Genomic DNA, 25,414 nt, shown 5'->3' with positions numbered 1-25,414 from the left:
ATTGTACTTAAGTATGATAGTGAAGATTTATTATAAGTTAATATGGAGTAATAATGAGTGAAATATTAGAACTTGAAGCGAAATCCCGCGTGGAATTCGGTACGGGAGCAGCAAGAGCATTAAGAAGAGAAGGGCGTGTTCCGGCTATTATTTACGGAGCGGGTAAAACATCTGTTAGTATTTCTTTAGAAGAAAAGGAAATAACTAAATATTATAGAAAGCCGGCTTTTATCTCTCAGTTAATTAATTTAACAATTGATAAGAAAAAATATAAAGTATTACCGAAAGCCGTGGAGTTACATCCTGTTACGGATATAGTACGCCATGTGGATTTTATCTTTTTAGAAGAAAAAACCCAAAAAATGGAAGTACCTGTAGTATATGAAGGGAAAGAAAGAGCTTTAGGCGTTAAAAGAGGCGGATACTTTAATATAGTAAAAAGAAGAGTTACTTTATTATGTGATGTTAATAATATCCCAAGAAACGTAACTATAGACGTTACTAATATGCCTATTGCTACTTCGCTAAAATCTTTAAAAATAGAATTACCGAAAGGATGTAGTTTTGTTACAAAAAAAGAATTTGTTCTTGCAACTATTATAGGACGTAGAGGAGCAAAAACTGAAGCTGAAGGGGAACAACAAGCCGCTGAAGCAGGAAAGTAAGATAATTCTTACGATAAGGACTTGCTTAGATACTTAAATCGTTATTGCAAGGAGTCGTAGGCGTTGTTGTTTGGCTCGTTTTATGTCATTCCTAGCTAGAAGCGGGAATCCAGTAATCTTTCGTGGCTTGACCACGGTATGACAGCAGAAGTACTAGATTCCTGCTTTCGCAGGAATGACATTATTCTCTACTTCTTCTATTATTTATTAGGTAAATTATTATGATTCTTGTTATTGGTCTTGGTAATCCAGGAAAAGAGTATCAATATACGAGGCATAATATCGGTTTTATTGCTATAGAGAAAATAGCAGAGCAATATAATTTATCATTTAGTACAAAGAAAAAATTTAATTGCGAGATTGCTGAAACTATTAGTGATGGACAAAAGATAATTTTTATCAAGCCTACTACTTACATGAATTTATCCGGTAAATCAGTGATATCAGTGAAAACATATTATAATATCCACTCCGCAAAAATCTTTGTTATTCATGATGATATTGATTTAGAAACAGGTAGAATAAAATTTAAAACCGGTGGCGGTAACGGTGGGCATAATGGTTTAAAATCAATTGACGGTGTTATAGGTAATAATTATAACCGCATTAGAATTGGAGTCGGTAGACCGCAAAGTAATCAAGATGTAGCAGATTACGTACTTAATAATTTCTCTAAACCGGAGTATGAAACAGCGTTGCAAGCTATAGATATAATAGCTAATAATTTTGATTTAATATTGAGAATAAGTTAGAAGAATTTAAGAATAAAATAGCTTGATATATTAAGACTCTGATGTCATTCCCGCGAAAGTGGGAATGACATAAAAAGCATTTATCCATGTAGTAATTCAAGCTTTCTGCAGGACGACATAGAATTTATGAAGCAAGATTTTGAAATTGTTTATGCTGATGAAATGGATAGAACTCATAGAACTATAATTATTGAGGCTTTGAACAAAGATGCTAGAGAAAAAGGGGTTAGTAGGAGATACTGAATCTTTTTCATTTTCCTGTTTAGATCAGGATAAAAATTTTGTTGCAGGAATTAGCGGTATAAGTTCTTGGGGAGGGTTTTATATTGATTCACTTTTTGTTAATGAAAATATAAGAAACCAAAATTACGGTACTTTACTAATGCAAAAGGCTTAGGGTTTAGCACGTGAACGAGGCTGTAATTTTATTCATCTTGTTACTATGGACTTCCAAGTAAAACCTTTTTATGAGAAACTTGGTCACAAGCTTGAATTTACTAGAGACGGCTATGAAAAAGATTCAGTTATGTACTATTTAAGGAAAAATTTATGACACTAAAACTTGGAATTGTTGGGTTGCCGAATGTCGGTAAGTCGACGTTATTTAATGCCTTAACGGTAAGTCAGGCTGCGGATGCCGCTAATTATCCGTTTTGTACTATTGAGCCTAATAGCAGCAAAGTTTTAGTGCCGGATGAGCGTTTGCATAAACTAGCAAGCTTAGCCGGAAGCGGAAAAATTATTCCGTCTTATATTGAGTTTGTCGATATTGCAGGGCTTGTTAAAGGAGCAAGCAAAGGGGAGGGGCTAGGTAATAAGTTCTTATCTCACATCAGGGAAGTCGATGCAATACTGCATGTACTGCGTTGCTTTGAAGATGAAGATATAACGCACGTACATAACAAAGTCGACCCAATTCATGACCTTGAGGTTATTGAAACGGAGTTGATACTTGCTGATATAGAATCGGTTGAAAAGCGTTTAGCAACAAGTGAAAAACGCTTAAAGTCAGGCGATAAAACAATGGCGGAGCAGATAGAATTGTTAAAAGAGGTTTATAAGGTACTAGGTGAGGATAAACCTGCAAGAGTGTTAAATGAAACTTTAGGAGCTGATAATTTAAAACAATTGCAGTTAATTACTTCTAAGCCCGTTTTATATATATGTAATGTACTTGAAAAAGATGCTGCAGTTGGTAATGAATTTACAAAATTAGTAGCGGAAAGAGCAAAAAAAGAAAATGCTAAAAGCGTCGTAATTTCTTCAAAAATAGAAGCTGAGATTGCTTTACTTGAAAGCATGAAAGAAAAAGAAGAGTTTTTAAAATTTATAGGTTTAGATGAAACAGGGCTTAGTAAAGTCATTAAGGAAGGATATAATCTATTAAATCTTAAAAGTTTTTTTACTATAGGTCCTAAAGAAGCTCATAGTTGGACTTTTAAAGACGGCACGTTTGCACCGGCCGCTGCCGGTATTATTCATACCGACTTTGAAAAAGGTTTTATTAGAGCGGAAGTTATCGGCTATGAAGATTATATAGATCTTAGTAGTGAAGCAAAAGCCAAGGAAGTAGGCAAAATGCGTTTAGAGGGTAAAGAATATAAAATGCAGGACGGGGATATAGTACATTTTAGATTTAACGTGTAAATACTCGTCGACTTTAAAGAATTAGACTTTATTTTATCATGGATTCGCGTACTCATATACTTAAGTGTACACTCCGTTCGCTCACCATTCAAAATAAAGTCTAATTCTTTAAAGACTTAAAGTATCAATATTATAGGTGATATTGTGAAAGAAGTTTTAAGCAAGGAAAATATTAAACTTCATCGAATGTTTTGTTTAATAGATGATGATCAGTGTATTTGGAGCGATAAGGAAATTGAAGATATCGTATAAGGCTTAGAAAATAATATTATGTTTGTTGTATTTCAGTTTTTGATCATTGGCTTTCTGATAAAGAATGTGATGAACTAATGATATGGTATCAAAGAAAATTTAATTCTAAGGAAAATAAAGAAAAATATTATCAATATGAACAGTTGTTTGTAAAATTTTATTTATATTTATTCAATAACACAAAAGTTTATGCACGTTTTGATAGATTGTTTATATCATTTGATTCACAAGAAGAGTATTTATCGCACGTTTTATTAAGCATAAGAGAGCGATTATTCTTAAAAATTATTTTACCTGAATATTATGCTATTATAGATGGTGGTCATGATTTGACTGATCTATTAAAAGTAAAAAAAGACTATCCTCAAGGGTTAGAAGCAATAAGTAAAATAGTAAGAGAAAATGGTTTATATATTTTAAACTAAAGAACCCTCAGCTATAAGCTGAGGGGTTATAAAGTGGAATCGATTAGAAATCGATCATCATTCACAGGTTCACCTTCCTGTTCATCAATATAGTGCTGTATCATTTCATCAGTTATATTACCTGAACTGACCGCCATATAGCCCCTAGCCCACAAATGATTGCCCCAAAATTGTTTTCTTAAATGAGCAAATTCTTGCAATAAAATTCTTGAGCTACTACCTTTTAAATACTGTACTAACTTGCTAAGAGATATTTGTGATTTATATGAGATAAACATATGCACGTGATCACATGATATTTTCCCTGAAATTATATATACTTCATGTTCCATACAAATCTGCCTTAGTAAATCTCTAGCCCTTTCCGCTACTTTGCCTATCAATACTCTCTTCCTATATTTTGGTATCCATATAAGATGTACTTTTAAATCATACTGACTATGACTATTCTTTCTATAACTTCTCATGTTTCTTGATATAAATTCATTGCTAAAGCAATTTCATTATATCTTCCCTTCGCCTGAAGGCGAGGGATTTCTTATCCCCGAAGGGGGACATTAAATAAAGTAACCTTAGAAGAGGTGAAAGAAAAATATAAAATATAGGCAAGGCAGCTAATTATTGGAATGGCACTAACTATTATATAGATACTAAAAGTATTGATTTTAAAAATGTTTCAGAAGCTTTAATAATATGTAACAATAATAATATAGTGCAAGCTGTAATTTTAGTAATGAGCAAAAATAATTTTAATGAATTATTTGGTATGTTATCAGAAAAATATACATTAAAAGAAAAAATATACCTTTTGTCGGTGATAAAAAGGCGATTTTTGTTGATGATGATGCACTATTACTTTAGATTCTCCACATCTTAATTTTGATATGGAGTTAATGTATATAACTAATGAGTTTTACAATAAATATTTAGATAAACTACAGCAAAAAGAGCAGCTTGAGAAAGAAAAAAAGAAAAATCTATTGTAAATAATATTGAAAACTTTTCATAAGTATTTATTTTTTCTTAAATTAATATAGCGTATTAGAGTATTATAAAACTTATGAAAATTATTGCGAAGATTCCGGCATGGATGCTTCTATGCTTATTTATTTTATCACCGACTACGGAGGGTTTGTCAGATTTTTTGTGTAAGTACGATTTCTCCATTTGCCCAATTTTGTAAATTAGTATCACAAAGTATAGCAAATTGATTTAAAGCCATGGCCCAATTCTTAATAGGCATTGTCCATTTTTTAGAAGCATTTGTCAATGCTAAAAAGATTATTTTCTGAATCGATTTATCATCTGGAAATACCCCCTTATTTTTTATAATTTTACGAATTTGACGGTTAGTTGATTCAATAGCATTAGTAGTGTAAATCGCCTTTCTAATGTCTTCCGGAAAGCTAAAGAACGGAGCTATTCCAGACCAATTTCTCTGCCATATATCAAAAATAACTGGATATTTTTCATCCCATTTTTTAGCAAAATTTTGTAATTCTCTTAATCCCTCTGCTTCATTTATTGCAGAATAAACTGCCTTTAAATCAGCTGTTACCGATTTTAAATCTTTATATGATACGTATTTTACAGAGTTTCTTACCATATGAACAATACACAGTTGTACTGTGGTTTTTGGGAAAATGCTATTTATTGCTTCTGGAAAACCTTTAAGACCATAAATTAAAGAAAAGCGCAATAGCTGTAGAAAAGAAAAATTAGCTGAAGAATTAGTTTATTTAAAAGAGTTACCAATCAGGAAATGGAATGCACCTACAATATTATCAGTACGTGTTAACCCAAGCAGTACAGTTAGTATTTTATCTGTAGCTTATTTGTGCCTAGTCGCTTAATAGGTTATACTTTAAAAGCTTATATTTATTCTGAAGAAATAGAGCTTTACTATGGTAACAAATGTTTACAAAAAATGTCTAGAATCAGCAATGGCTATGTTATTGATTATAGACATATTATTGATAGTTTAGTACGTAAACCTAGAGCATTTGTCCAATATCAATATTATGAAGCTTTATTCCCACGTGCTATATTTCGTCAGGTATATGACCAGCTTATATCTATATATCCATATAAAGGGCATAAAATATATCTTAAAATATTACAATTAGCAAAAATGTATGGAGAATTGAATGTAGTTGCTGCATTAGAAGTGCTATTAGAAGAGAAGATTGAGCCAATAATTGATCATATTACAGATTTACTAAATAGTCAGACTAAAACTGTTTGTTCAGTAAAAATTAATCAACCAATACTGTCTGAATATGATCAATTACATTGCTTTAAAACAATGGAGGTCGCATGAGTAAACAGATAATAACTCTGCAACCGCTAAATAATTTACTCAAGAACCTTTGCTTACCTACTTTTGCATCATGCTACAAATCAGTTGCAGAAAGCTTTGAGCAAGAAAAGAAAACATATATAGATTACTACAGGAGTTAGCCATACGTGAGTTAGAACATAGACATCAGCAACGTATTGCCAGATTGCTGAAGCAAGCAAAACTCTCTCGAGATAAGTTATTAAGCAACTTTGATATTAAGAGTATCCCAGGATTATCGTCAACTAAGATCCAATATCTTGCACAAGGAGAATTTATGGATCGCTATGAAAATATACTTATTTTTGGTAATCCTGGCACTGGCAAAAGTCATCTTAGTATAGGTTTAGCACGTGAGTGGTGTCTTGCTGGTAGGCGTGTATTATATACAACAGCAGCTAATTTGGTTCAACAATTACTAGAAGCAAAACTTAGTTTAAAACTTAAGCAAATTATTAAAAAATTCGATTATTTTGAAATATTGATAATTGATGATATATCATATGTACCATATAATCGTGAAGAAACTGATGTTTTATTTACCTTATTACCTGAACGTTATGAAATGAGTAGTGTATTAATTACTAGCAATTTAGTTTTTGCAAAATGGAATACTATTTTTAAAGATGAAATGACTACGTCAGCAGCTATTGGCAGATTGGTTCACCATTCTTCAATTCTTAAACTAAATACTGAAAGTCATAGAATCGCTACAGCGAAAGGCAAAAAATTAACTATAAAATCGGAGGATAATAATGTAATACTTTAGACAATATTTTTTACTCAAAAATGGGGAATTTTAATATTCGTCATGGGGAATTCTAATGTTCGTTCATCAGTATTGACGGCGGTATCACTCAAATTACGTCTACATTATATTTTCTAGGGTTTGCTCTTGGTATATTATCGCTTGGCAGATTATCGGATATTTACGGCAGAAGACCTATAGCTTTATTAGGGCTTTTTATTTATGTTGTATCTTCAATTATTAGCATTTTTGCAGTTAATATAGAAATGCTGATGATAGCTCGTTTTGTACAAGCTTTTGGTGTAAGTGTAGGTTCTGTTATTGGGCCAGGCTATGGCTAGAGACTCCTATCAAGGTTCGGAATTATCATATGTCTATGCTAGCTTATCTCCGTGGCTGTTATTTATCCCTTCTCTAGGTTCATCTATAGGGGGCTATATTATAGAATATTTAAGCTGGCATTATGTTTTTGTATTTTTTAGCCTTACCGGTACTATATTATTAGCTTTATATTATAAAGTTTTACCTGAAACAAATTCTTATATAGATTTTTCTCCAAAGCAGTAAATATTTTGAGGTTTTGCAGGTAATTATTAAAACGCGAGTTTCGTATTAAGATGCCTAAATTATGGTTAATGAATATGCTATAATGCTTATCCTTTCAAGGTTTGTAAGAGGTGTGACAAGTTTTACAATTTAATAGTTATAGTCAAAAAAGACAATTTACTAAAAATTTATGCAGTTTTAAGTACATTTTATAACAAAAACAATATTACTAATGTCCTCGTAACCCAGTTACTATCAGCTATTCAGTTCCTCTATTAATAAGAAACTCGCGTTACGGTATCTCTTACATACCTCTATACTACTTGAATCTACAAAAGAGAGTCCGTCACACTGATCCAAAATAGAATTGAATATTAGCACTAATAGTGGTAAATGTGGACCTATTATTTTTATAAATTGACTATAGCTTACTAATTGAAAATCTCTTTGATGATGAATTCATATTTGCTTCAGACAATAATTCTTAAAACAATCATAAGATGACTGCCAGTAGCCTATTATAATTGTTATTACCTCACTTCTGTTCAGTCGACTTTTAGGACCAGATTTGTTGTTATGGTTAGTAATTGAATTTGTATGCTTGTCTAATTCTTGAAAAAAATCATCGACGTAACAAAATATTTCTGTAAAATCCATTATCATAGGTTATTGCTCTTAAAGTTTTTTCAATAACCTATAAACTTTTTTCTAATACTATAAATACCATATTTTAATTAGCAATTTGTATTTTGTACTCACTTTATAACAAAAACAGTATTATCAAGATCCCCGTAACCCAGTTACTATAAGCTATTCAGCGACTTTTTGAATACGAAACTCGCGTTTTTTACGCTAAATTAGCGTTTTTGTTATCTTTTGCCGCTATCTTTGGAGGGTTTTAATAAAAAACGCCATGTACACGATAAAAAAGTTATGGGTTTAGGATTTATTTTTAGTCTGTGCGGTTGTATATTATTTGCGGTAAATGCTTTTATATTAGAAGTTGTTTCAGCGAGTCATAGTCTTGCAATCGCTATGATATTTGCACCGATGATGATTCATATGGTTGGGCATAATCTACTTATCCCTATGACGCTTCGTTATGCACTGGAGGATTATGCTAAAGTAACAGGTACAGCAGGATCTATATTCGGTGCAATATACTACGTAGTTATCGCTGCTGTAACTTATTTGGTTTCTAAAATACACGGCGAAATGATAAGCAATTTTGCTTTATTATGCTTCATTTTAAGTATTAGCTCTGCTATTTCGTTTTACTGTATTTGGATTTTATATAAGAAAAAGCCAAGTATTCCTAACTAAAGACAGGTGTCGTCATTGCGAGCAGCTGTGGGTGTTGTTGCATGGATAGGTTTTTTCATCATTGCGAGGAAAAATTGAAAATTTTGACGAAGCAATCTCGTGCCAAAATCCTGAGGTTGCCACGCTCCTTTCAGTCGCTCGCAATGACGATTTGGTATCCATGCAACAAAGCCGTTTTTAGCTAGGAATGAGACATTAAGAATTTTTAATTCCTTTTATTAGGGAGGCAAAAGAATATTATGCTACAATCTCATTATAACCCGGTACATTATCTGTATGCTCTTCACCCTCAAGAGTAATAATATCCTCTTTTAAGGCTTCCATACTGCAGCTACTAAATACATCAAGGTTATTCGGCTCGCTTTGCCATTTTGAACTAGCTTGTTCAAAACTGATAATACACTCTTTAATTTCTTCTAATGTATAATTTTCTGCTTTCTGTAAAAAGTTATCTATATCGGTTTTTAACGTTGGATTCTGCTTACTAAATGCATTTAAAAATTTCTTAATATCATTTAATAATTCATCTTTTTCATACTCTGGATCTTCTTCAAAACCTTCATCATCAGAGTCTAGAGCTTGAGCTATCGTTTTATTAATTGCCTCGTTATTGTTTTCTATATTTTCGTCTTCTTCAAAATTTTCATCTATCAACTCTACGGTTTGATTAGCTGCTTGTTCTTTATTTAAATTATCTATTAAAGTATCACATAATCTTTGTATTTGTTCACTATTCTCTGCTACATATTTACGTCCTATTTCTTCTAATTTTGCTATATTCTCAGGACTTGCATTATCTAAGCTTTCAGTCTCTTTAGTAATAGGCAATCCTATTTCAAAAAATTCATCTTTTCCCGGCAGATCATTTTTAGCTTCTGCAGTGGAAGATGCTTCTTTATTTGTCATAAGCCTGTTTATCAACTTTCCTTTCACAAGCCAACCTATTACTCCGTCAAAGCCGATTTTAGGTATGGAATTCGTAGGTTCGAGGTCATTACTGAAATTAATGGCACATACCATAGTATGATCTAATATCTCTTTCTGCTCTTCACGTGTGAGGGTTTTCTCTTTGCGTATATGATTTTGCTCTTTATGGAGATAACCTTTTTTAAGCAATTTTAAAACTTCATTTTCCGGTCTGTTAGTATCGAGACCTCCATCTGCATATGCGTATGTAGGACCTATAACAGGCTTAAAATAAGTAGGAGCAGCAGTTGTGGCAAGTAATACGTCTTTTAATTTTACATGAGGACCATAGCCGTGAAAGCTGTCAAAAATTTTTAATCCCGTACCATTAGTAGTCAAATCATTTACCGAAATAATAAGACGGGAAGTAGGGCTATCCATCCTATTATCACTTATATATTTTTCTAATAATTCTTTTAAAGGTTTCTGACTATGTTTATGAGTAAATATTTGTTTAACCGAACCTAAGAAAGTATCGGGAAATATACCACTTGCACTTGATTTAAATATCTCAAATGCTTCTTTAGCACTATATTTTGCTTCTTTTGAACCCGGTTCTTTTGGAATTGTTAATAAGGCAGCTGCAAGAGCACCGGCACTAGCTCCTGCCATAATAGGGAATAGCTCGGAAATAGATTTCCCTGTTCGTTCCTCGAGTTCTATAAGAAAAGGAAACATTGCAGCGATTTTAATCCCACCGCCGGAAAGCGTGAGTGTTCTGTGGATTTTTATATTATCAATTTTTTCTGTCATCACAATACCGTAAATATTTAGTATTGTGCGGCAATATATAATAAAAGTTAATAATTGTCAATAAATATTTGTATAAACTTAACAAATTTATTAATTATAACTATAAAATAAAATTGTAACTATTAGTAAAGAAGACTTGATTAATGATTAATATTTAGTATATAGCTAATATTATAACTATAATGGTATGAGATATGCTTAAATCTAGTGATTATGACATCGACCCTAAGTTATTAGCTAAAGAAGTAAATATAATGATGAGTAAGGTTGGAGAGAAACTTAATAATATTGCTAATGATGAAGGCAAAATTATTTATGCAAAGAAAAAGTTACTTAAATATACTGTTCGTAAATGAAGGGTTGCAAAGATAGGAGAGATATTGTAGAGTTTAGGACATGATGAGTAAGAATGTATTGACAGAAGAACAAAGAGAAAAGTTGAAGGAACGTCATAAGACAGAACGAGACGGACGCATACGTGATCGTATTAAGGCAGTTTTGATGTATGGATGGGTATAGTAATGTAGAGATTGCTAAGGTACTACTCTTGAGCCATGAAGCGATAAGAAAACACATTGTTGATTATCAAAAAGCCAATAAGCTTTACCAATAATGGAGGTAGCACAAGCAAATTAAGTGATGGTGAGAGGGCAGAATTAGTGAGTCACCTAGAAGTAAATAATTATGTTTATGCTAAAGATATCATGCATCACATTGAGAACAAATATGGTGTGACATATACGATAACGGGAGTAACAAAATTACTATACAAACTGGGATTTGTGTACAAGAAGCCGAAAGTAGTAGCGGCTAAACTGGATTTTGACAAGCAAGAATTATTTAAGTTAAACTACAGTTTACTAAAAGGGAATCTTAGAGATAAGGAAGCCATATATTTTATGGATGGTGTTCATCCTCAGTATCAAGCAAGGGCAAGGTGTGGTTGGATAAGAAAGAACCAAAATAAGACCTTACCGACATTCAGTGGCTGGAGAAGAAAGCACATGATTGGTGCTATTAACCTAGCTGATTTACAGTTAGTAAGGACAGAGAACCCCAAAATAAATGGGGAGCAGATAGTTAATTTTCTACAAAGGTTGGAAGAGGAGAATAGTGACAAGGAAAGAATATATTTAATCTGTGACAATGCTAGTTACCACAAATCCAAGAAAGTTAAGGAATACCTAGTAAATAGTAACATAGAGCTAGTATTTTTGCCACCATATAGTCCAAATCTTAACCCAATTGAGAGATTATGGAAGTTTATGCACAGTATACAGTATTACAACTAATAATAAATTTTATCATAATTTTGAACAATTTTCGGAAGCAATAAACAAATTTTTCAGCAACATCGCCGATTATAAAGATAGGTTACGTACCTTAATAAACGATAATTTCCAAACTATTACCGTTAACCATTTCTGCAACTCTTCAGGTTAATTGAGTATATCTTGAGACTAATAATTTTACTAAAGTCTTAGCATTTAAAAATTGTTATGAAGGCAATACCGGTGAAACTTTGAATGTTATAAATATTACAAATGATTTATTATATAGAGATGAGTTTAGTTCGCTTACTGATACTGAAGATATAGCATAGGCAATTAAGATAGTGATATTAATAAAAGGATATGGTAAAGTAATCAACGCGAGTTTCGTATTCAAAAAGTTGCTGAATAGCTGATAGTAACTGGGTTACGGGGATCTTAATAATACTGTTTTTGTTATAAAGTGAGTACAAAATACAAATTGCTAATTAAAATATGGTATTTATAGTATTAGAAAAAAGTTTATAGGTTATTGAAAAAACTTTAAGAGCAATAACCTATGATAATGGATTTTACAGAAATATTTTGTTACGTCGATGATTTTTTTCAAGAATTAGACAAGCATACAAATTCAATTACTAACCATAACAACAAATCTGGTCCTAAAAGTCGACTGAACAGAAGTGAGGTAATAACAATTATAATAGGCTACTGGCAGTCATCTTATGATTGTTTTAAGAATTATTATCTGAAGCAAATATGAATTCATCATCAAAGAGATTTTCAATTAGTAAGCTATAGTCAATTTATAAAAATAATAGGTCCACATTTACCACTATTAGTACTAATATTCAATTCTATTTTGGATCAGTGTGACGGACTCTCTTTTGTAGATTCAAGTAGTATAGAGGTATGTAAGAGATACCGTATTTCAATGAATAAAGTGTTCGCCGGCATAGCAGCAAGCAGTAAGACAACAAAAGGTTGGTTCTATGGACTTAAACTACATCTAATAATTAATAGAGCCGGTGGTATAGTTAAAGCATCTTTTAGCCCTGGCAATAAGGATGATAGAAAACAGCTGGAACTGATAATCAAAAATCTTTTTGGTAAAGTATTCGGAGATCGTGGTTATATTTCGCAACAATTATTTCTACAACTTTTAGAGCAAGGAATTTTTATGGTAACTAGGGTAAAGAAAAATATGAAAAATAAACTTATGTCTATGTTGGATAAAATATTATTGCTTAAAAAAGCATTAATAGAATCTGTGTTTAGTAAAACTAAAGAACCCTCAGCTATAAGCTGAGGGGTTATAAAGTGGAATCGATTAGAAATCGATCATCATTCACAGGTTCACCTTCCTGTTCATCAATATAGTGCTGTATCATTTCATCAGTTATATTACCTGAACTGACCGCCATATAGCCCCTAGCCCACAAATGATTGCCCCAAAATTGTTTTCTTAAATGAGCAAATTCTTGCAATAAAATTCTTGAGCTACTACCTTTTAAATACTGTACTAACTTGCTAAGAGATATTTGTGATTTATATGAGATAAACATATGCACGTGATCACATGATATTTTCCCTGAAATTATATATACTTCATGTTCCATACAAATCTGCCTTAGTAAATCTCTAGCCCTTTCCGCTACTTTGCCTATCAATACTCTCTTCCTATATTTTGGTATCCATATAAGATGTACTTTTAAATCATACTGACTATGACTATTCTTTCTATAACTTCTCATGTTTCTTGATATAAATTCATTGCTAAAGCAATTTCATTATATCTTCCCTTCGCCTGAAGGCGAGGGATTTCTTATCCCCGAAGGGGGACATTAAACTATTGGGGAAGTTTGAGCATTCAAGGCATAGATCAATTACAAATGCCTTTGTGCATATGGTTGCAGCACTGATAAATTATCAAATGTCTGATAATAAACCTTCTATTACATCTCTCTTGATATGCTAAATCCTATGCTATATTACGCGAGTTTCGTATTAAGATCTTACTACATGACAATTTTTCATTTTATCATCTTTGGATATTGGAATATCAAGGACAACAGCTGTATCCAACGTACTAATTGAGTAGAAATATTATACAAGATATTAACCAATGTATCTAATCCAACACGAAATATACTATTTTGCCTATAACCATGTTTTTTAATAACTATTGGTTTATCTAAAACTATAATCTCTCCAGTTTGATAAGCTAGGCAAAATGCAATAGACAATATTTGCATCAATGTATCTAATCGTAAATCATTAGTAATATGAGTTGCTTCACAGTTGAATCCTGCTGATTTAAAAGCTTTGAACATTGTTTCAATTTGCCATCTTTGAGCATATATCTCAGCAGGATTTTTGATCTCATCACTATGTATTAAGACTGCAAGTTCACTCTTCTTATTTCTGATCCCTACTACATTAAATATTTCACCTTTTGTACCAATTCTACGTTGTGACAAACTCACATGCGATCYTATGGCTAGAGGGCGAAATAACTCTTGTATTTTAACCATTTTTCCCCTTGCATTACTGATATATGGTCTATTTTCTTTAACTCGAAAAACGTATCTTATTTGATTTGTTTTAAGCCAAGAGAGCCATTCCTTACCTATAAATTCTCTATCAGCGGTTAATGCTTCAATGCGGTTTTTGTCAAAAACTTCTAAAAAACACTCCATCAGATCAATACGCTCAATATAATCAGAGTTACCACACTTTTTATCACTTAGAAAATTCCAAAAAGGGGGATCGCTATACCATGAAAACTGACAGCTAAATATAAAATATTTATATGTCGTTTACCAAATTTCCAATTCGTTCTATCTAAACACAATACCCATTTTTGCTCCTGCTCAAACCCAGTCATCATGACTAACATAACAGGTAATACTCTCCATGATATTGAGATTTCAGAGATAAATCTTTGCATCCTTCTATACCATGAAGCTGCTTTAATCCCAGACGGCATTCTATTGCATAACAATGACATGTTTACTGTCCTGCTGTTAAGCATTGAAATGATAAATAATCCTAAACATTTTGCTCTTGATAAATTAAGCGAAATATGTTTTTGTAATAATTCGACTAGAGGGGCGGAATGATCTTTCATATGTAAACCAAGTTCTTTCCCCGTTATCATCATGAATTATCAGCAAAATTCAATCCTTTAGTCCTTATATCTCTAAAAATTGTCATGTAGTAAGCAATTTAATAGTTATAGTCAAAAAAGACAATTTACTAAAAATTTATGCAGTTTTAAGTACATTTTATAACAAAAACAATATTACTAATATCCTCGTAACCCAGTTACTATCAGCTATTCAATTCCTCTATTAATACGAAACTCGCGTTACTTACAGTCCTGACCTTAATCCTATAGAACATTATTGGTTTAAAATTAAACATCAAATTAGAAAAGATGCTAGTAACTTTACATATTTTTTTGATGCTGTTTATCACGTATTACAAAAAGTAACTACCTTACCTGCTTAAGCTATAATTGACGAAGCAATCTCAGGATACTTGACGAGATTGCCACGCAGTCTACGACTGCTCGCAATGACGATCGGGTATCCACGTACAAAGTCCGCTCGTAATGACGTCCTAAATTAGTACACTACGACACTGTTAATAAACTATATAATTTTTTATGGATGTTAGTTAGCTTACCTATATCATTCCCACCGGCTTGAGCAAGGCTTGCTTGTCCACCTCCGCCGCTGCCGCCTAAGAATAAAGAAAGTTCTTTTGCAATTATACCTGCATTGTATTTGTCTGTTATAGCTTTACTCACCGCAACCGTAATAGATAATTTACCAATCCCCTCAGCAATATATACCACTATTAAATCTTCTAATTTTTTTGTTAAATTTTCGGCAGCCTGGCGTAATATTTTATTGTCTATATTTCCTACTTTTTTGTGTAATAGTTTTATTCCTGTTATTTGTTCAGCTTGTTTTTCAATTTGTTCTATACTTAAATCTAAACTAGCTAAATGAGTTTTTTCTAACTCTTTCTCAAGTTTTCTGTTACGCTCTAAAATATTATTAACTTTGGTAATAAGCTCATTTTTATTAGTCTTTAAACTGCTTTCTACCGATTTAAGTAAATTATCTTTTTCTCTCATTAATTTAATTACGAATTCACCGCAAACTGCTTCAATTCTGCGAACCCCTGCCGCTATAGCACTTTCGCTTGTGATTTTAAAGCAACCGATGTCACCGGTACATCTGACATGCGTACCGCCGCATAATTCTAAAGAAGTCTCGCCCATCTTAACTACTCTTACTTCAGAGTCGTATTTCTCGCCAAACAGTGCCATAGCTCCTTGTTTGACTGCATCTTCAGTTGCCATTAATGTAGTATTTACTTCATGATTATCTCTAATAATCTCATTTACTTTATCTTCGATTAAATTGATTTCTTCATTAGTCACAGCTTTAGAATGGCTAATATCAAAGCGTAAATAAGTCGGAGCGACTAACGAACCTTTTTGTGTGACATGTTTACCAAGTACCTCGTGCAGTACTGCATGTAATATATGCGTTGCTGAGTGATGAATTCTTAAATTCTGCCTATATCTTATGTCTATACTAAAATTAGCATTCTCGCCTACGTTAATCTGCCCCTTTTTCAAAATACATTTGTGGACTATAATAGAGCCTAAATATTTTAAAGTATCTATTACTTCTACTTCAGAATCTTTTGCAAATATTGTCCCAATGTCACCCATCTGACCGCCGGACTCACCGTAAAAAGGTGTTTGGTTGCTGATTAGCAGAAATTGCGTATCTATCTCTTTTATATCATTAACTAAATTATTATCTTTAATTAATGCAATTATTTTACATTCTGCTTCATTAAGCGTATATCCTAAAAACTCCGTACTACCATGCTGCTCTTTGATATCAAACCATAGTTGATCGGTTTTGGACTCACCGGAGCCAAGCCAAGATTTTCTAGCACGTTCTTTTTGCATAAGCATTTGCTCTTCAAACCCTTTGTGATCAACGGAAATATCACGGTTTTTTAGAATATCTTCGATTAAATCAAGCGGAAATCCGTAAGTATCGTATAGTTTAAACGCTACTTCTCCTGATAATTCATTACCTTTTGTTAGCGTTTCTGTTTCTTCGGTAAGAAGCTTTAGACCACGTTCTAATGTGGCTTTAAATCTAATTTCTTCTTGTTCTAAGATACTGCTTATAAAGCTTTCTGCTCTTTTAAGTTCAGGATAAACATTCCCCATTAAATCAACAAGTTTTGGCAGTAATTTATACATTAACGGCTCTTTGCTACCTAGCATATGAGCATGCCTCATGGATCTTCGCATAATGCGGCGAAGTACGTAACTACGCCCCTCATTTGAAGGGATAACGCCGTCAGCTATTAAAAAGCTACTTGCTCGTAAGTGGTCGGCAATAACTCGGTAAAAAAATTTAGCTTCTCCCTCTACTTTCACTTTTACTATATTTTCGGTAAAATTAATTATTTCCTGAAATAAATCTATGTCATAATTATTGTTAACATGCTGTAATACTGCCGTCATACGCTCAAGACCCATACCGGTATCGATAGATTTTTGCGGTAACTCTATTCTAGTATCTTTATCGATTTGTTCATATTGCATAAATACCATATTCCAAATCTCGATAAATCTGTCACCGTCTTCGTCCTTAGTGCCAGGTAGCCCGCCGTATATTTGTTCTCCGTGGTCATAAAAAATTTCAGAGCAAGGACCGCAAGGACCAGTATCGCCCATAGACCAAAAATTATCGTTTGTTTTAATCCTTATTATGCGATCATCCCCAAATCCTGCTATTTTTTTCCAGTAAGAAGCTGCTTCGTCATCGGTATGATAAATTGTTGCATAAAGCTTGTCTTTTGGGAGTTCAAATTCTTTAGTCAATAAATTCCAAGCGTAATATATGGCTTGTTCTTTAAAATAGTCACCGAATGAAAAATTACCTAGCATTTCAAAAAATGTGTGATGTCTTGCAGTATAACCGACATTCTCAAGGTCGTTATGTTTACCGCCGGCTCTAAGAGATTTCTGACTAGTTGCCGCTTTGTTATAAGGTCTTTTTTCTTGTCCGGTAAAAACATTTTTAAATTGTACCATTCCGGAATTAACAAACATTAAGCTAGGGTCATTGTGTGGAATTAACGAGCTAGCCGGTACATGTGTATGATTATTTGCTTTAAAGTAAGTTATAAATTTACTTCTAACTTCTTCGGTGGTAAATTTAGTCATGGTAAAATATATTATTTAATGTTATGTCATTCCGAGGTGGATCATTTTTCGTCATTGCGAGGAAAATTACGCAGTAATTAACGAAGTAATCTCGTGCCAAAGTCCTGAGATTGCCACGCTCCTTATCAGTCGCTCGCAATGACGGTTCGGTATCCATGTAGAAATGACGTCCAGTATAGTAAAATACACTGAATTATGATTAAAATAAATTTATTTATGAAAAATATTTTTGATTCGATCAAATTACATTTTGTTCAATTTGCTACAAAATTAAAAATATTTTCTTTCAAAAGAAAAAAGATTGTGGTGTTACTAGGTAATAAAGGTGTATTTCTTAGTACTTTTCTCGATAATAAATTATTAGATAAATTATTTATCCCTACTCAGGAACAGATAGACTTAAATCCTTATAAAAACTTTTTTAGTAAATTTCCAAAAAGCGATATTTATTTTTTACTTGACGGCAGCGAATGTAAAACACGGCACGATCAAATACCTATATTACAGTCAATAGTTAAACTTGATCCTATTGAACAATTTATTGAAGGTTATTTTAATAAAGAAGACATTATAGCACATTGTGTTTACGAAATTACTACTATCCCAAGTGAAATTTGGTCGACTTTAATTATGTCGTGTCCATTTGAAACACCTTTAAGTGATATAATTTCATGCATTATAGATAAAAGATCGCTTGATTTAAAAGGAATTTACTTTTTAACGTTAGAGCTAAAAGTTATTATAAATAAAATAGTGCAGAATATAGAAAATGATAAATATAACGATTATTTTCAAATTTGTGTATATGCATCACAAGCTAGCGGTATAAAATTTATTATCAAACATAAAAATAATATAATAACAATTAGAAATCTTGAGTATCCATTTGATAAAACAACCGGCTATGTTCAAGGTATTATAGAACAAGAAATTAATGATTGTTTGATATTATTTAAAAAATATATAAGTAATCTTGACCAAAGAGCCTGTATAATTCTTATAGTAGATGAAGAGTTAAAATCTTTATTAGAATCAACAAATTTTGAAGATCGCCCTGTAATCTTTATACCGGTTGATAATATACTAAATAAGCAAACTCTAGAAAAAGAAAGATTTATAGATACGAATATTAGTAGGCTGTTTCTAGAATATAAGAGTTTTCCCGCTTATAATAATAATTTAAAATCAATAAAAAAACTAGTTACTATAAAGGATCTGACATTTAAATTATATAGTGCATTACTTATAATATTAATATTAGTGGTCGGTATTATCAAATATAATACAAAACAGAATTACAAAGACATAAACTCTATTAATGAAAAATATTATGCAACAAATCAAGAATATGATAGTATAAAATATAAATATCCTTATATTAAAAATACTACTAGCCTAGCTGATTTATATGTAATAGAAAAATTACTAGAAGCACCGGTGCCACTGCCGTTTGATTTACTTAAAAGGCTAATAATTACTTTAAATCCGGCTTTTAAATTAGAAGAAATTAAATGGGAATTAACAAATATAGATGATATTTTGTTAGTTTCTAAGAGGCAATTAATAATCAAATTAATACTTAAATATCATACTAATAATCTATCGGTAGATGAATCTCTAAAGATGCTAGATGATCATATGCAAAACGTAAAAAATAAATTATCTAATTTGCAGATAGATTATGTTATATATAAGGATAAAATACTTGATATATTCGGTAAGGTAGTAATTCCTTTATCGGTTAATATAGTTGATGATAAGACATAACAACTGTGTCATTCCTGCAAGGATACCAAGTCGTCATTGCGAGGAAATTACGTAAGTAATTGACGAAGCAATCTCAGGATATTTGATGAGATTGCCACGCTCCTTTCAGTCGCTCGCAATGACGAAAAAACTGCTCTACACTAATAAAGTAAGGTAAGCACAAAATGTTTGAAAAATATATTATGTATTTAAAGAATCTTATATTCTTTCAATTTATTATATATTTCTTCTTTATTTCCTTAACTATCTGGATAATAAAAAATTTCCAGCAAGAATACAGTAAATCTATTCTTGATAAACAAGTTTCACAAGAAAATCTAACAGAGGAAGTTTTAAAGCTTTATTCTGTCATTAACTCTAAAGAAGAAATATTAGAATCTTACAAAAAATATGTAGATTTAAGCGTGCCAAGTAGTGTGAGTTGCTTAAATTATCAAGAACTAATTCCTAAAATAAAAAGCTTAAGCAATAAAATATGATTTAGTAGAACCTATAGATGTATCTATAAATTCAGTATTTTTTAAAAATAATGTTCAAGCGATTGAAAGAGAAGGTGAATCGATTCATGTAAATAATTATAGCATAAATATAAAATATGCATGTGCAGATTTTTTGACTTTTCTAAAAATATTCTCTGAAATTTATTCTTATATGCCTCCTAATACTCTTATATCTTTTGTACGAGTACGTAATGAAGAAGTGTTAACGCCTAAGAATATCTATAAACTTTCAGTAAATCACGCTCCTAATCTTATTTATGCTAAATTGATATTATATATCAGAGAATTAGCCTCAAAATAAATTACTAAAATGAATAATGCAATAGTACTTAATAACGTAAATACTAATTTATTTAAAAAAGATATTGTTAATAATTTTGTCAATAATCTTACAAAATCTACTTGCTCTACTATTGCAAATATGCTTGCTATAGATTATACGCTAAGGCTTAATTCTAAACCGGAAGCTGAAAAATATATTAATAAATGTATTTCTAGACTCAAAAATTATTTAGGTATGTGGGTTATTAACGATGATAATTTTTCCGTAGCATTAGAGTTATTTGCAATAATGATTACTTCTGAAGACGAAAATGAGCAAAATAAGAATAATATTTTAGAGCAATCACAAGATATAATAGCAGAAAATCTTGTAGAAGTTTATTTTGGAGATGAAAAAATAAATAGTACCGAAAAAGAAAAAATTAAAAATATATTTAAAACTCTTTTAAAAGAGAAGAATTTTGACAAAATAATAAATTATGCGGAATCTCACAAAAAATTATTTAAGGCTTCTATAATGTATGCAATGAAGAAATATAATAATATTGATGAAGCAACCATATATATAAAGAAAGAATTTAATAAAATATTAGAGATGTCTTTAGCATTTACACAAAAAAGTAATATATTTAAACAAGCAACCGGAAAAATCGCCGGTGCTGTTTGTGCTTTATTAGTCGGAGCAATTAGTGTTGCGACTGCGGGAGCGGCTTTTTCTATCATAGTTGTACCGGCATCAATTTTTGCCGTCAGATATGCACCTGAACTTGGTGAAAAAATTGGAGGATTAATTTTAAATAATGATAATGCAATAAAATTAGAACAAAGCAATATAGATAAGTTTATGAAAACATTACAAAATGATAAAGAAAGTCTTCTATTTCAAGAAAAAACAAAAAACATCAAAAAAAATATTAAAGTTTCTCCTTCTCAAATAAATGCTAAATTAACTAAGAAAGTGGTTAATGAAAAACATAGATAGGGTTTTGTTGTATAAATCGATTTTTCCACTGTCACCCCGTGACTTAATCACGGGGTCCAGCTTAAAATACTAATAATTATTAGTATTTTAAATTGCTTTTCTGGATACCGTGGACAAGCCACGGTATGACAGCGAGTGCATTTTCTGAGCCATGCAACAAAGCCATAAAGCTATTTTTTACTTGAGAATATAAAATATTACTCTTATTATTTATTATCTTTATTAACGCGAGTTTCGAATTAATATAGCATAGGATTTAGCATATCAAGAGAGATGTAATAGAAGGTTTATTATCAGACATTTGATAATTTATCAGTGCTGCAACCATATGCACAAAGGCATTTGTAACTGATCTATGCCTTGAATGCTCAAACTTCCCCAATAGTTTAATGTCCCCCTTCGGGGATAAGAAATCCCTCGCCTTCAGGCGAAGGGAAGATATAATGAAATTGCTTTAGCAATGAATTTATATCAAGAAACATGAGAAGTTATAGAAAGAATAGTCATAGTCAGTATGATTTAAAAGTACATCTTATATGGATACCAAAATATAGGAAGAGAGTATTGATAGGCAAAGTAGCGGAAAGGGCTAGAGATTTACTAAGGCAGATTTGTATGGAACATGAAGTATATATAATTTCAGGGAAAATATCATGTGATCACGTGCATATGTTTATCTCATATAAATCACAAATATCTCTTAGCAAGTTAGTACAGTATTTAAAAGGTAGTAGCTCAAGAATTTTATTGCAAGAATTTGCTCATTTAAGAAAACAATTTTGGGGCAATCATTTGTGGGCTAGGGGCTATATGGCGGTCAGTTCAGGTAATATAACTGATGAAATGATACAGCACTATATTGATGAACAGGAAGGTGAACCTGTGAATGATGATCGATTTCTAATCGATTCCACTTTATAACCCCTCAGCTTATAGCTGAGGGTTCTTTAGTTTTACTAAACACAGATTCTATTAATGCTTTTTTAAGCAATAATATTTTATCCAACATAGACATAAGTTTATTTTTCATATTTTTCTTTACCCTAGTTACCATAAAAATTCCTTGCTCTAAAAGTTGTAGAAATAATTGTTGCGAAATATAACCACGATCTCCGAATACTTTACCAAAAAGATTTTTGATTATCAGTTCCAGCTGTTTTCTATCATCCTTATTGCCAGGGCTAAAAGATGCTTTAACTATACCACCGGCTCTATTAATTATTAGATGTAGTTTAAGTCCATAGAACCAACCTTTTGTTGTCTTACTGCTTGCTGCTATGCCGGCGAACACTTTATTCATTGAAATACGGTATCTCTTACATACCTCTATACTACTTGAATCTACAAAAGAGAGTCCGTCACACTGATCCAAAATAGAATTGAATATTAGTACTAATAGTGGTAAATGTGGACCTATTATTTTTATAAATTGACTATAGCTTACTAATTGAAAATCTCTTTGATGATGAATTCATATTTGCTTCAGATAATAATTCTTAAAACAATCATAAGATGACTGCCAGTAGCCTATTATAATTGTTATTACCTCACTTCTGTTCAGTCGACTTTTAGGACCAGATTTGTTGTTATGGTTAGTAATTGAATTTGTATGCTTGTCTAATTCTTGAAAAAAATCATCGACGTAACAAAATATTTCTGTAAAATCCATTATCATAGGTTATTGCTCTTAAAGTTTTTTCAATAACCTATAAACTTTTTTCTAATACTATAAATACCATATTTTAATTAGCAATTTGTATTTTGTACTCACTTTATAACAAAAACAGTATTATCAAGATCCCCGTAACCCAGTTACTATAAGCTATTCAGCAACTTTTTGAATACGAAACTCGCGTTATTTTAAAATCAATAAAATAACTTAATGAGAAAAGTAATAATATCCGGCATGATCGGCAACGCTTTAGAATGGTATGATTATGCATTATATGCTCAATTTGCTTATATTATAGGGCAGCATTTTTTCCGGATTCAGAAATGCGAGAGACTTTAACTTTTGTGGTATTTGCTGCAGGCTTTGTAGTACGACCGCTCGGCGGTATTATTTTCGGTAATATCGGTGATAGATTCGATAGACGTACTGCTTTTGTGATGGGTATTATAACTATGGCAATACCGACTGCCGGAATAGGTCTCTTACCAAGTTATAAAACTATTGGAATTGCCGCTTCTATTATTTTAACTATTATCAGACTCATACAAGGTTTTTCTTTAGGAGGGGAATTTAGCGGTTGTATTTCGTATATTGTAGAACATGCTTCGTTCGAGCAGCGAGGGCTTGTGGAGAGTAGCTCATTCGTTAGTATGTGCGGCGGTATGCTGCTTGGACTTGGTACAGCAGCCGGTTTTTCTTATTTTATGCCTGCCGATATGCTATTTGAATGGGGTTGGAGGATACCTTTTATTGCCGGTTTATTTATTAGTTCCGTAGGTTTATATATTAGAAAAAACCTAGCAGAAAGTCCTATTTATAAAAAAGCTAACGAAACAGGACGTTTAGCACGTTTTCCTTTACGAGAAACATTAACAAAATACCCAAAAGAACTAATTATCACACTTGGTCTTTATATTACCGTAACTGCTCCTTTTTATACTTCTACGGTTTTTATCGGTAATTTTATGCAAACACTCGGTTATACTAATCAGCAAAGCACAATTGTTAGTAGTATAATATTAATCGTAATGATGATAGTATTTCCTATATCTGCGTAGGTTTCGGATAAGGTAGGGTGGCGTCCTGTACTAATATGGGGGATTATCTTGTTAATTTTATCAGTCTATCCTATTTTTGTAGCCTTAGGATCGATGAATTTTACTTTAGCTATAATATCTCAAGTAATATTTGCCGGAGTTATTAGCATTTATATGGGACCTATCCCAACGGTTTTAGTAGAGATATTTCCGACTAGCATAAGATTTACCGGTGTTGCACTTTCATACAACCTTGCGGCTGCTATATTTGGCGGTACTGCTCCAATGTTAGCAATGATATTAACGAAAGTTACCGGAGACAATTATGCTATTGCATATTATTTAATTGCACTTGCCTTGTTATCTTCTATAATCCTAAAATTCTATAAAGAAACTTGTAAAAAGAATTTGGTAAACTAGGTTCTGTGTATAAAATTTAAAATATTTTTGTGCGAAAATTAATAAGATTTTTGCAGGAATAGCAGTTCCTATTTCAAAAAAATCTTATAATTTGCAGTTAAAAAGAGCTAAAATAGATTAATTTAAATTTAATATACAGAACCTTATATGAGCGAAGTTTTTGAAGTACCAAACGGTGAAAGCAAGGTTTTACTCCATTGTTGTTGTGCTCCTTGTGTTGGCCCTTTAATGGAAAAAATGATCGATACCGGCATTAAGTTTACACTTTTTTTCTACAATCCTAATATTCACCCTAAAAAAGAATATGAGCTTCGTAAAAACGAAAATATTAAGTTTGCCGAGAAACATAATATAGAATTTATCGATGTGGATTACGATCCACAAAATTGGTTTAGAAGAGCTAAAGGGATGGAGTTTGAGCCTGAACGAGGTAAACGCTGCACAATGTGTTTTGATATGCGTTTCGAGCGTACGGCTTTATATGCTTATGAAAACGGCTTTAAGGTTATAACTAGCTCGCTTGGTATTTCTAGATGGAAAGATATGAACCAAATTAATGAATCAGGAACTAGGGCTGCGTCTCATTATGAAGGGGTGACCTATTGGACTTATAATTGGCGTAAAGACGGCGGTGCTAGCAGAATGTACGAAATTGCCAAAGAAGAGAACTTTTATAAACAAGAATTTTGCGGCTGTGTTTATTCGTGATACTAACGATTGGCGAGTAGCAAACAATCGCCCTAAGATCGAGATCGGCAAGGAGTATTATTAAGATTTCTGTGTTATGTGTCATA

The 25,414-nt window shown here is 31.9% G+C and carries 22 protein-coding genes and 9 pseudogenes; 22 read left to right on the top strand and 9 right to left on the bottom strand.

Going from position 1 to position 25,414, the window contains the following annotated elements:
- Positions 1-53 precede the first annotated feature (53 nt).
- From REIS_RS07645 to REIS_RS07620, 6 genes and pseudogenes are all read left to right on the top strand, one after another.
- Entirely contained in the window at positions 54-665 is a 612-nt protein-coding gene (locus REIS_RS07645; protein ID WP_008580798.1) for a 50S ribosomal protein L25/general stress protein Ctc, read from the top strand.
- A 221-nt stretch (positions 666-886) separates the two neighbouring features.
- Positions 887-1,443 (top strand): annotated as a pseudogene (gene pth, locus REIS_RS07640) (aminoacyl-tRNA hydrolase).
- A gap of 182 nt (positions 1,444-1,625) precedes the next feature.
- On the top strand, positions 1,626-1,814 hold the full coding sequence (locus tag REIS_RS15910) for a GNAT family N-acetyltransferase (RefSeq protein WP_008580793.1): 189 nt from the start codon (positions 1,626-1,628) through the stop codon (positions 1,812-1,814).
- A 3-nt stretch (positions 1,815-1,817) separates the two neighbouring features.
- A pseudogene (locus REIS_RS17480) lies at positions 1,818-1,970 on the top strand (GNAT family N-acetyltransferase); the annotation flags it as partial.
- Positions 1,967-3,064, top strand: coding sequence for a redox-regulated ATPase YchF (gene ychF, locus REIS_RS07625; protein WP_008580791.1), 1,098 nt, complete (start codon positions 1,967-1,969; stop codon positions 3,062-3,064). The pseudogene REIS_RS17480 and the gene ychF, both read left to right, overlap by 4 nt.
- Before the next feature lie 329 nt (positions 3,065-3,393).
- On the top strand, positions 3,394-3,741 hold the full coding sequence (locus REIS_RS07620; protein WP_008580790.1) for a hypothetical protein: 348 nt from the start codon (positions 3,394-3,396) through the stop codon (positions 3,739-3,741).
- A gap of 26 nt (positions 3,742-3,767) precedes the next feature.
- Here the strand turns inward: REIS_RS07620 and tnpA (REIS_RS07615) are convergent, their stop codons facing one another.
- Positions 3,768-4,208, bottom strand: coding sequence for an IS200/IS605 family transposase (gene tnpA, locus REIS_RS07615; protein ID WP_008579210.1), 441 nt, complete (start codon positions 4,206-4,208; stop codon positions 3,768-3,770).
- 593 nt (positions 4,209-4,801) lie between these two features.
- Here tnpA (REIS_RS07615) and REIS_RS17475 point away from each other — a divergent pair.
- A pseudogene (locus tag REIS_RS17475) lies at positions 4,802-4,870 on the top strand (bicyclomycin resistance protein); the annotation flags it as partial.
- 6 nt (positions 4,871-4,876) lie between these two features.
- On the opposite strand, the gene REIS_RS07610 reads toward REIS_RS17475, so the two are convergent.
- The gene (locus REIS_RS07610; RefSeq protein WP_008580788.1) at positions 4,877-5,440 is read right to left on the bottom strand and encodes an IS256 family transposase; all 564 of its coding nucleotides are present in this window, start codon (positions 5,438-5,440) and stop codon (positions 4,877-4,879) included.
- A gap of 138 nt (positions 5,441-5,578) precedes the next feature.
- Here REIS_RS07610 and REIS_RS07605 point away from each other — a divergent pair, with 138 nt between their 5' ends.
- The 4 genes and pseudogenes from REIS_RS07605 to REIS_RS13170 all read left to right on the top strand — a co-directional run.
- Positions 5,579-6,061, top strand: coding sequence for a hypothetical protein (locus tag REIS_RS07605; RefSeq protein WP_008579188.1), 483 nt, complete (start codon positions 5,579-5,581; stop codon positions 6,059-6,061).
- A gap of 115 nt (positions 6,062-6,176) precedes the next feature.
- Positions 6,177-6,848 carry an IS21-like element helper ATPase IstB gene (gene istB, locus REIS_RS07600; RefSeq protein WP_198408227.1) on the top strand — a complete coding sequence of 224 codons (672 nt, stop codon included), beginning with the start codon at positions 6,177-6,179 and terminating at the stop codon, positions 6,846-6,848.
- 62 nt (positions 6,849-6,910) lie between these two features.
- A pseudogene (locus REIS_RS07595) lies at positions 6,911-7,434 on the top strand (Bcr/CflA family efflux MFS transporter); the annotation flags it as partial.
- A 784-nt stretch (positions 7,435-8,218) separates the two neighbouring features.
- Positions 8,219-8,696: pseudogene (locus REIS_RS13170) on the top strand (Bcr/CflA family multidrug efflux MFS transporter); the annotation flags it as partial.
- A gap of 237 nt (positions 8,697-8,933) precedes the next feature.
- Here the strand turns inward: REIS_RS13170 and REIS_RS07585 are convergent.
- Complete coding sequence (locus tag REIS_RS07585) at positions 8,934-10,415, bottom strand: patatin-like phospholipase family protein (RefSeq protein WP_008580785.1); 1,482 nt, start codon at positions 10,413-10,415, stop codon at positions 8,934-8,936.
- Between the two features lie 194 nt (positions 10,416-10,609).
- Between REIS_RS07585 and REIS_RS14445 the strand changes: the two genes are divergently transcribed.
- The 3 genes from REIS_RS14445 to REIS_RS11325 all read left to right on the top strand — a co-directional run bounded on the left by REIS_RS14445 (position 10,610) and on the right by REIS_RS11325 (position 12,995).
- Positions 10,610-10,771 (top strand): hypothetical protein, encoded by a 162-nt coding sequence (locus tag REIS_RS14445; protein WP_008580784.1) that lies wholly within the window; start codon positions 10,610-10,612, stop codon positions 10,769-10,771.
- Between the two features lie 219 nt (positions 10,772-10,990).
- The gene (locus REIS_RS07580; RefSeq protein WP_008579825.1) at positions 10,991-11,707 is read left to right on the top strand and encodes an IS630 family transposase; all 717 of its coding nucleotides are present in this window, start codon (positions 10,991-10,993) and stop codon (positions 11,705-11,707) included.
- A gap of 742 nt (positions 11,708-12,449) precedes the next feature.
- Complete coding sequence (locus tag REIS_RS11325) at positions 12,450-12,995, top strand: IS982 family transposase (protein ID WP_083787777.1); 546 nt, start codon at positions 12,450-12,452, stop codon at positions 12,993-12,995.
- A 4-nt stretch (positions 12,996-12,999) separates the two neighbouring features.
- Here the strand turns inward: REIS_RS11325 and tnpA (REIS_RS07570) are convergent, their stop codons facing one another.
- Positions 13,000-13,440 (bottom strand): IS200/IS605 family transposase, encoded by a 441-nt coding sequence (gene tnpA / locus REIS_RS07570; protein WP_008579210.1) that lies wholly within the window; start codon positions 13,438-13,440, stop codon positions 13,000-13,002.
- 98 nt (positions 13,441-13,538) lie between these two features.
- On the opposite strand from tnpA (REIS_RS07570), the gene REIS_RS16535 reads away from it, so the two are divergent.
- Positions 13,539-13,664 (top strand): hypothetical protein, encoded by a 126-nt coding sequence (locus REIS_RS16535; protein ID WP_256377110.1) that lies wholly within the window; start codon positions 13,539-13,541, stop codon positions 13,662-13,664.
- Positions 13,665-13,719: 55 nt separating this feature from the next.
- On the opposite strand, the gene REIS_RS11320 is transcribed toward REIS_RS16535, so the two are convergent.
- Together REIS_RS11320 and REIS_RS07565 are read right to left on the bottom strand one after the other, a co-directional pair.
- Positions 13,720-14,385: a transposase gene (locus REIS_RS11320; protein ID WP_008580780.1), complete on the bottom strand. Its 666-nt coding sequence runs from the start codon at positions 14,383-14,385 to the stop codon at positions 13,720-13,722.
- Between the two features lie 47 nt (positions 14,386-14,432).
- The gene (locus REIS_RS07565) at positions 14,433-14,849 is read right to left on the bottom strand and encodes a hypothetical protein (protein WP_008579269.1); all 417 of its coding nucleotides are present in this window, start codon (positions 14,847-14,849) and stop codon (positions 14,433-14,435) included.
- Between the two features lie 209 nt (positions 14,850-15,058).
- Here REIS_RS07565 and REIS_RS17470 point away from each other — a divergent pair.
- Positions 15,059-15,199 (top strand): annotated as a pseudogene (locus REIS_RS17470) (IS630 family transposase); the annotation flags it as partial.
- A 124-nt stretch (positions 15,200-15,323) separates the two neighbouring features.
- On the opposite strand, the gene alaS reads toward REIS_RS17470, so the two are convergent.
- Positions 15,324-17,960, bottom strand: coding sequence for an alanine--tRNA ligase (alaS, locus tag REIS_RS07560; RefSeq protein WP_008580776.1), 2,637 nt, complete (start codon positions 17,958-17,960; stop codon positions 15,324-15,326).
- A 195-nt stretch (positions 17,961-18,155) separates the two neighbouring features.
- On the opposite strand from alaS, the gene REIS_RS07555 reads away from it, so the two are divergent.
- The 3 genes and pseudogenes from REIS_RS07555 to REIS_RS07545 all read left to right on the top strand — a co-directional run bounded on the left by REIS_RS07555 (position 18,156) and on the right by REIS_RS07545 (position 21,491).
- Positions 18,156-19,727, top strand: coding sequence for a hypothetical protein (locus tag REIS_RS07555; protein WP_008580774.1), 1,572 nt, complete (start codon positions 18,156-18,158; stop codon positions 19,725-19,727).
- 164 nt (positions 19,728-19,891) lie between these two features.
- A pseudogene (locus tag REIS_RS07550) lies at positions 19,892-20,528 on the top strand (hypothetical protein).
- Positions 20,529-20,537: 9 nt separating this feature from the next.
- A complete protein-coding gene (locus REIS_RS07545) occupies positions 20,538-21,491 on the top strand; it encodes an RP853 family protein (RefSeq protein ID WP_008580767.1) in 954 nt (317 codons plus the stop codon).
- Between the two features lie 256 nt (positions 21,492-21,747).
- On the opposite strand, the gene REIS_RS16530 is transcribed toward REIS_RS07545, so the two are convergent.
- The gene (locus REIS_RS16530) at positions 21,748-21,873 is read right to left on the bottom strand and encodes a hypothetical protein (protein ID WP_008580765.1); all 126 of its coding nucleotides are present in this window, start codon (positions 21,871-21,873) and stop codon (positions 21,748-21,750) included.
- A 98-nt stretch (positions 21,874-21,971) separates the two neighbouring features.
- Between REIS_RS16530 and tnpA (REIS_RS07540) the strand changes: the two genes are divergently transcribed.
- A complete protein-coding gene (tnpA, locus tag REIS_RS07540) occupies positions 21,972-22,412 on the top strand; it encodes an IS200/IS605 family transposase (RefSeq protein WP_008579210.1) in 441 nt (146 codons plus the stop codon).
- A 4-nt stretch (positions 22,413-22,416) separates the two neighbouring features.
- Here tnpA (REIS_RS07540) and REIS_RS11315 read toward each other — a convergent pair whose 3' ends face one another.
- Positions 22,417-22,962, bottom strand: a complete 546-nt coding sequence (locus REIS_RS11315; protein WP_083787777.1) for an IS982 family transposase — start codon at positions 22,960-22,962, stop codon at positions 22,417-22,419.
- Positions 22,963-23,373: 411 nt separating this feature from the next.
- Here REIS_RS11315 and REIS_RS11310 point away from each other — a divergent pair.
- Together REIS_RS11310 and REIS_RS07520 are read left to right on the top strand one after the other, a co-directional pair.
- Positions 23,374-24,620 (top strand): annotated as a pseudogene (locus REIS_RS11310) (MFS transporter).
- Positions 24,621-24,767: 147 nt separating this feature from the next.
- A pseudogene (locus REIS_RS07520) lies at positions 24,768-25,392 on the top strand (epoxyqueuosine reductase QueH).
- Positions 25,393-25,414 lie beyond the last annotated feature (22 nt).

Origin of the sequence: Rickettsia endosymbiont of Ixodes scapularis (assembly GCF_000160735.1) — a bacterium.
In the GTDB taxonomy this organism is placed as follows: domain Bacteria; phylum Pseudomonadota; class Alphaproteobacteria; order Rickettsiales; family Rickettsiaceae; genus Rickettsia; species Rickettsia tamurae.
The sequence above is the reverse complement of the archived record's forward strand: the minus strand, read 5'-3'. Positions and strand labels throughout refer to the sequence as shown.

What these genes read in the sequence shown, in the direction of transcription:
- REIS_RS07565 (WP_008579269.1), bottom strand. Translation starts at nt 14,849, where the DNA reads ATGATGATAACGGGGAAAGAACTTGGTTTACATATGAAAGATCATTCC.
- tnpA (WP_008579210.1), top strand. Translation starts at nt 21,972, where the DNA reads ATGAGAAGTTATAGAAAGAATAGTCATAGTCAGTATGATTTAAAAGTA.
- REIS_RS07645 (WP_008580798.1), top strand. Translation starts at nt 54, where the DNA reads ATGAGTGAAATATTAGAACTTGAAGCGAAATCCCGCGTGGAATTCGGT.
- tnpA (WP_008579210.1), bottom strand. Translation starts at nt 13,440, where the DNA reads ATGAGAAGTTATAGAAAGAATAGTCATAGTCAGTATGATTTAAAAGTA.
- REIS_RS07620 (WP_008580790.1), top strand. Translation starts at nt 3,394, where the DNA reads ATGATATGGTATCAAAGAAAATTTAATTCTAAGGAAAATAAAGAAAAA.
- alaS (WP_008580776.1), bottom strand. Translation starts at nt 17,960, where the DNA reads ATGACTAAATTTACCACCGAAGAAGTTAGAAGTAAATTTATAACTTAC.
- REIS_RS07585 (WP_008580785.1), bottom strand. Translation starts at nt 10,415, where the DNA reads ATGACAGAAAAAATTGATAATATAAAAATCCACAGAACACTCACGCTT.
- REIS_RS07555 (WP_008580774.1), top strand. Translation starts at nt 18,156, where the DNA reads ATGATTAAAATAAATTTATTTATGAAAAATATTTTTGATTCGATCAAA.
- ychF (WP_008580791.1), top strand. Translation starts at nt 1,967, where the DNA reads ATGACACTAAAACTTGGAATTGTTGGGTTGCCGAATGTCGGTAAGTCG.
- REIS_RS14445 (WP_008580784.1), top strand. Translation starts at nt 10,610, where the DNA reads ATGCTTAAATCTAGTGATTATGACATCGACCCTAAGTTATTAGCTAAA.
- tnpA (WP_008579210.1), bottom strand. Translation starts at nt 4,208, where the DNA reads ATGAGAAGTTATAGAAAGAATAGTCATAGTCAGTATGATTTAAAAGTA.
- REIS_RS15910 (WP_008580793.1), top strand. Translation starts at nt 1,626, where the DNA reads ATGCTAGAGAAAAAGGGGTTAGTAGGAGATACTGAATCTTTTTCATTT.
- REIS_RS07545 (WP_008580767.1), top strand. Translation starts at nt 20,538, where the DNA reads ATGAATAATGCAATAGTACTTAATAACGTAAATACTAATTTATTTAAA.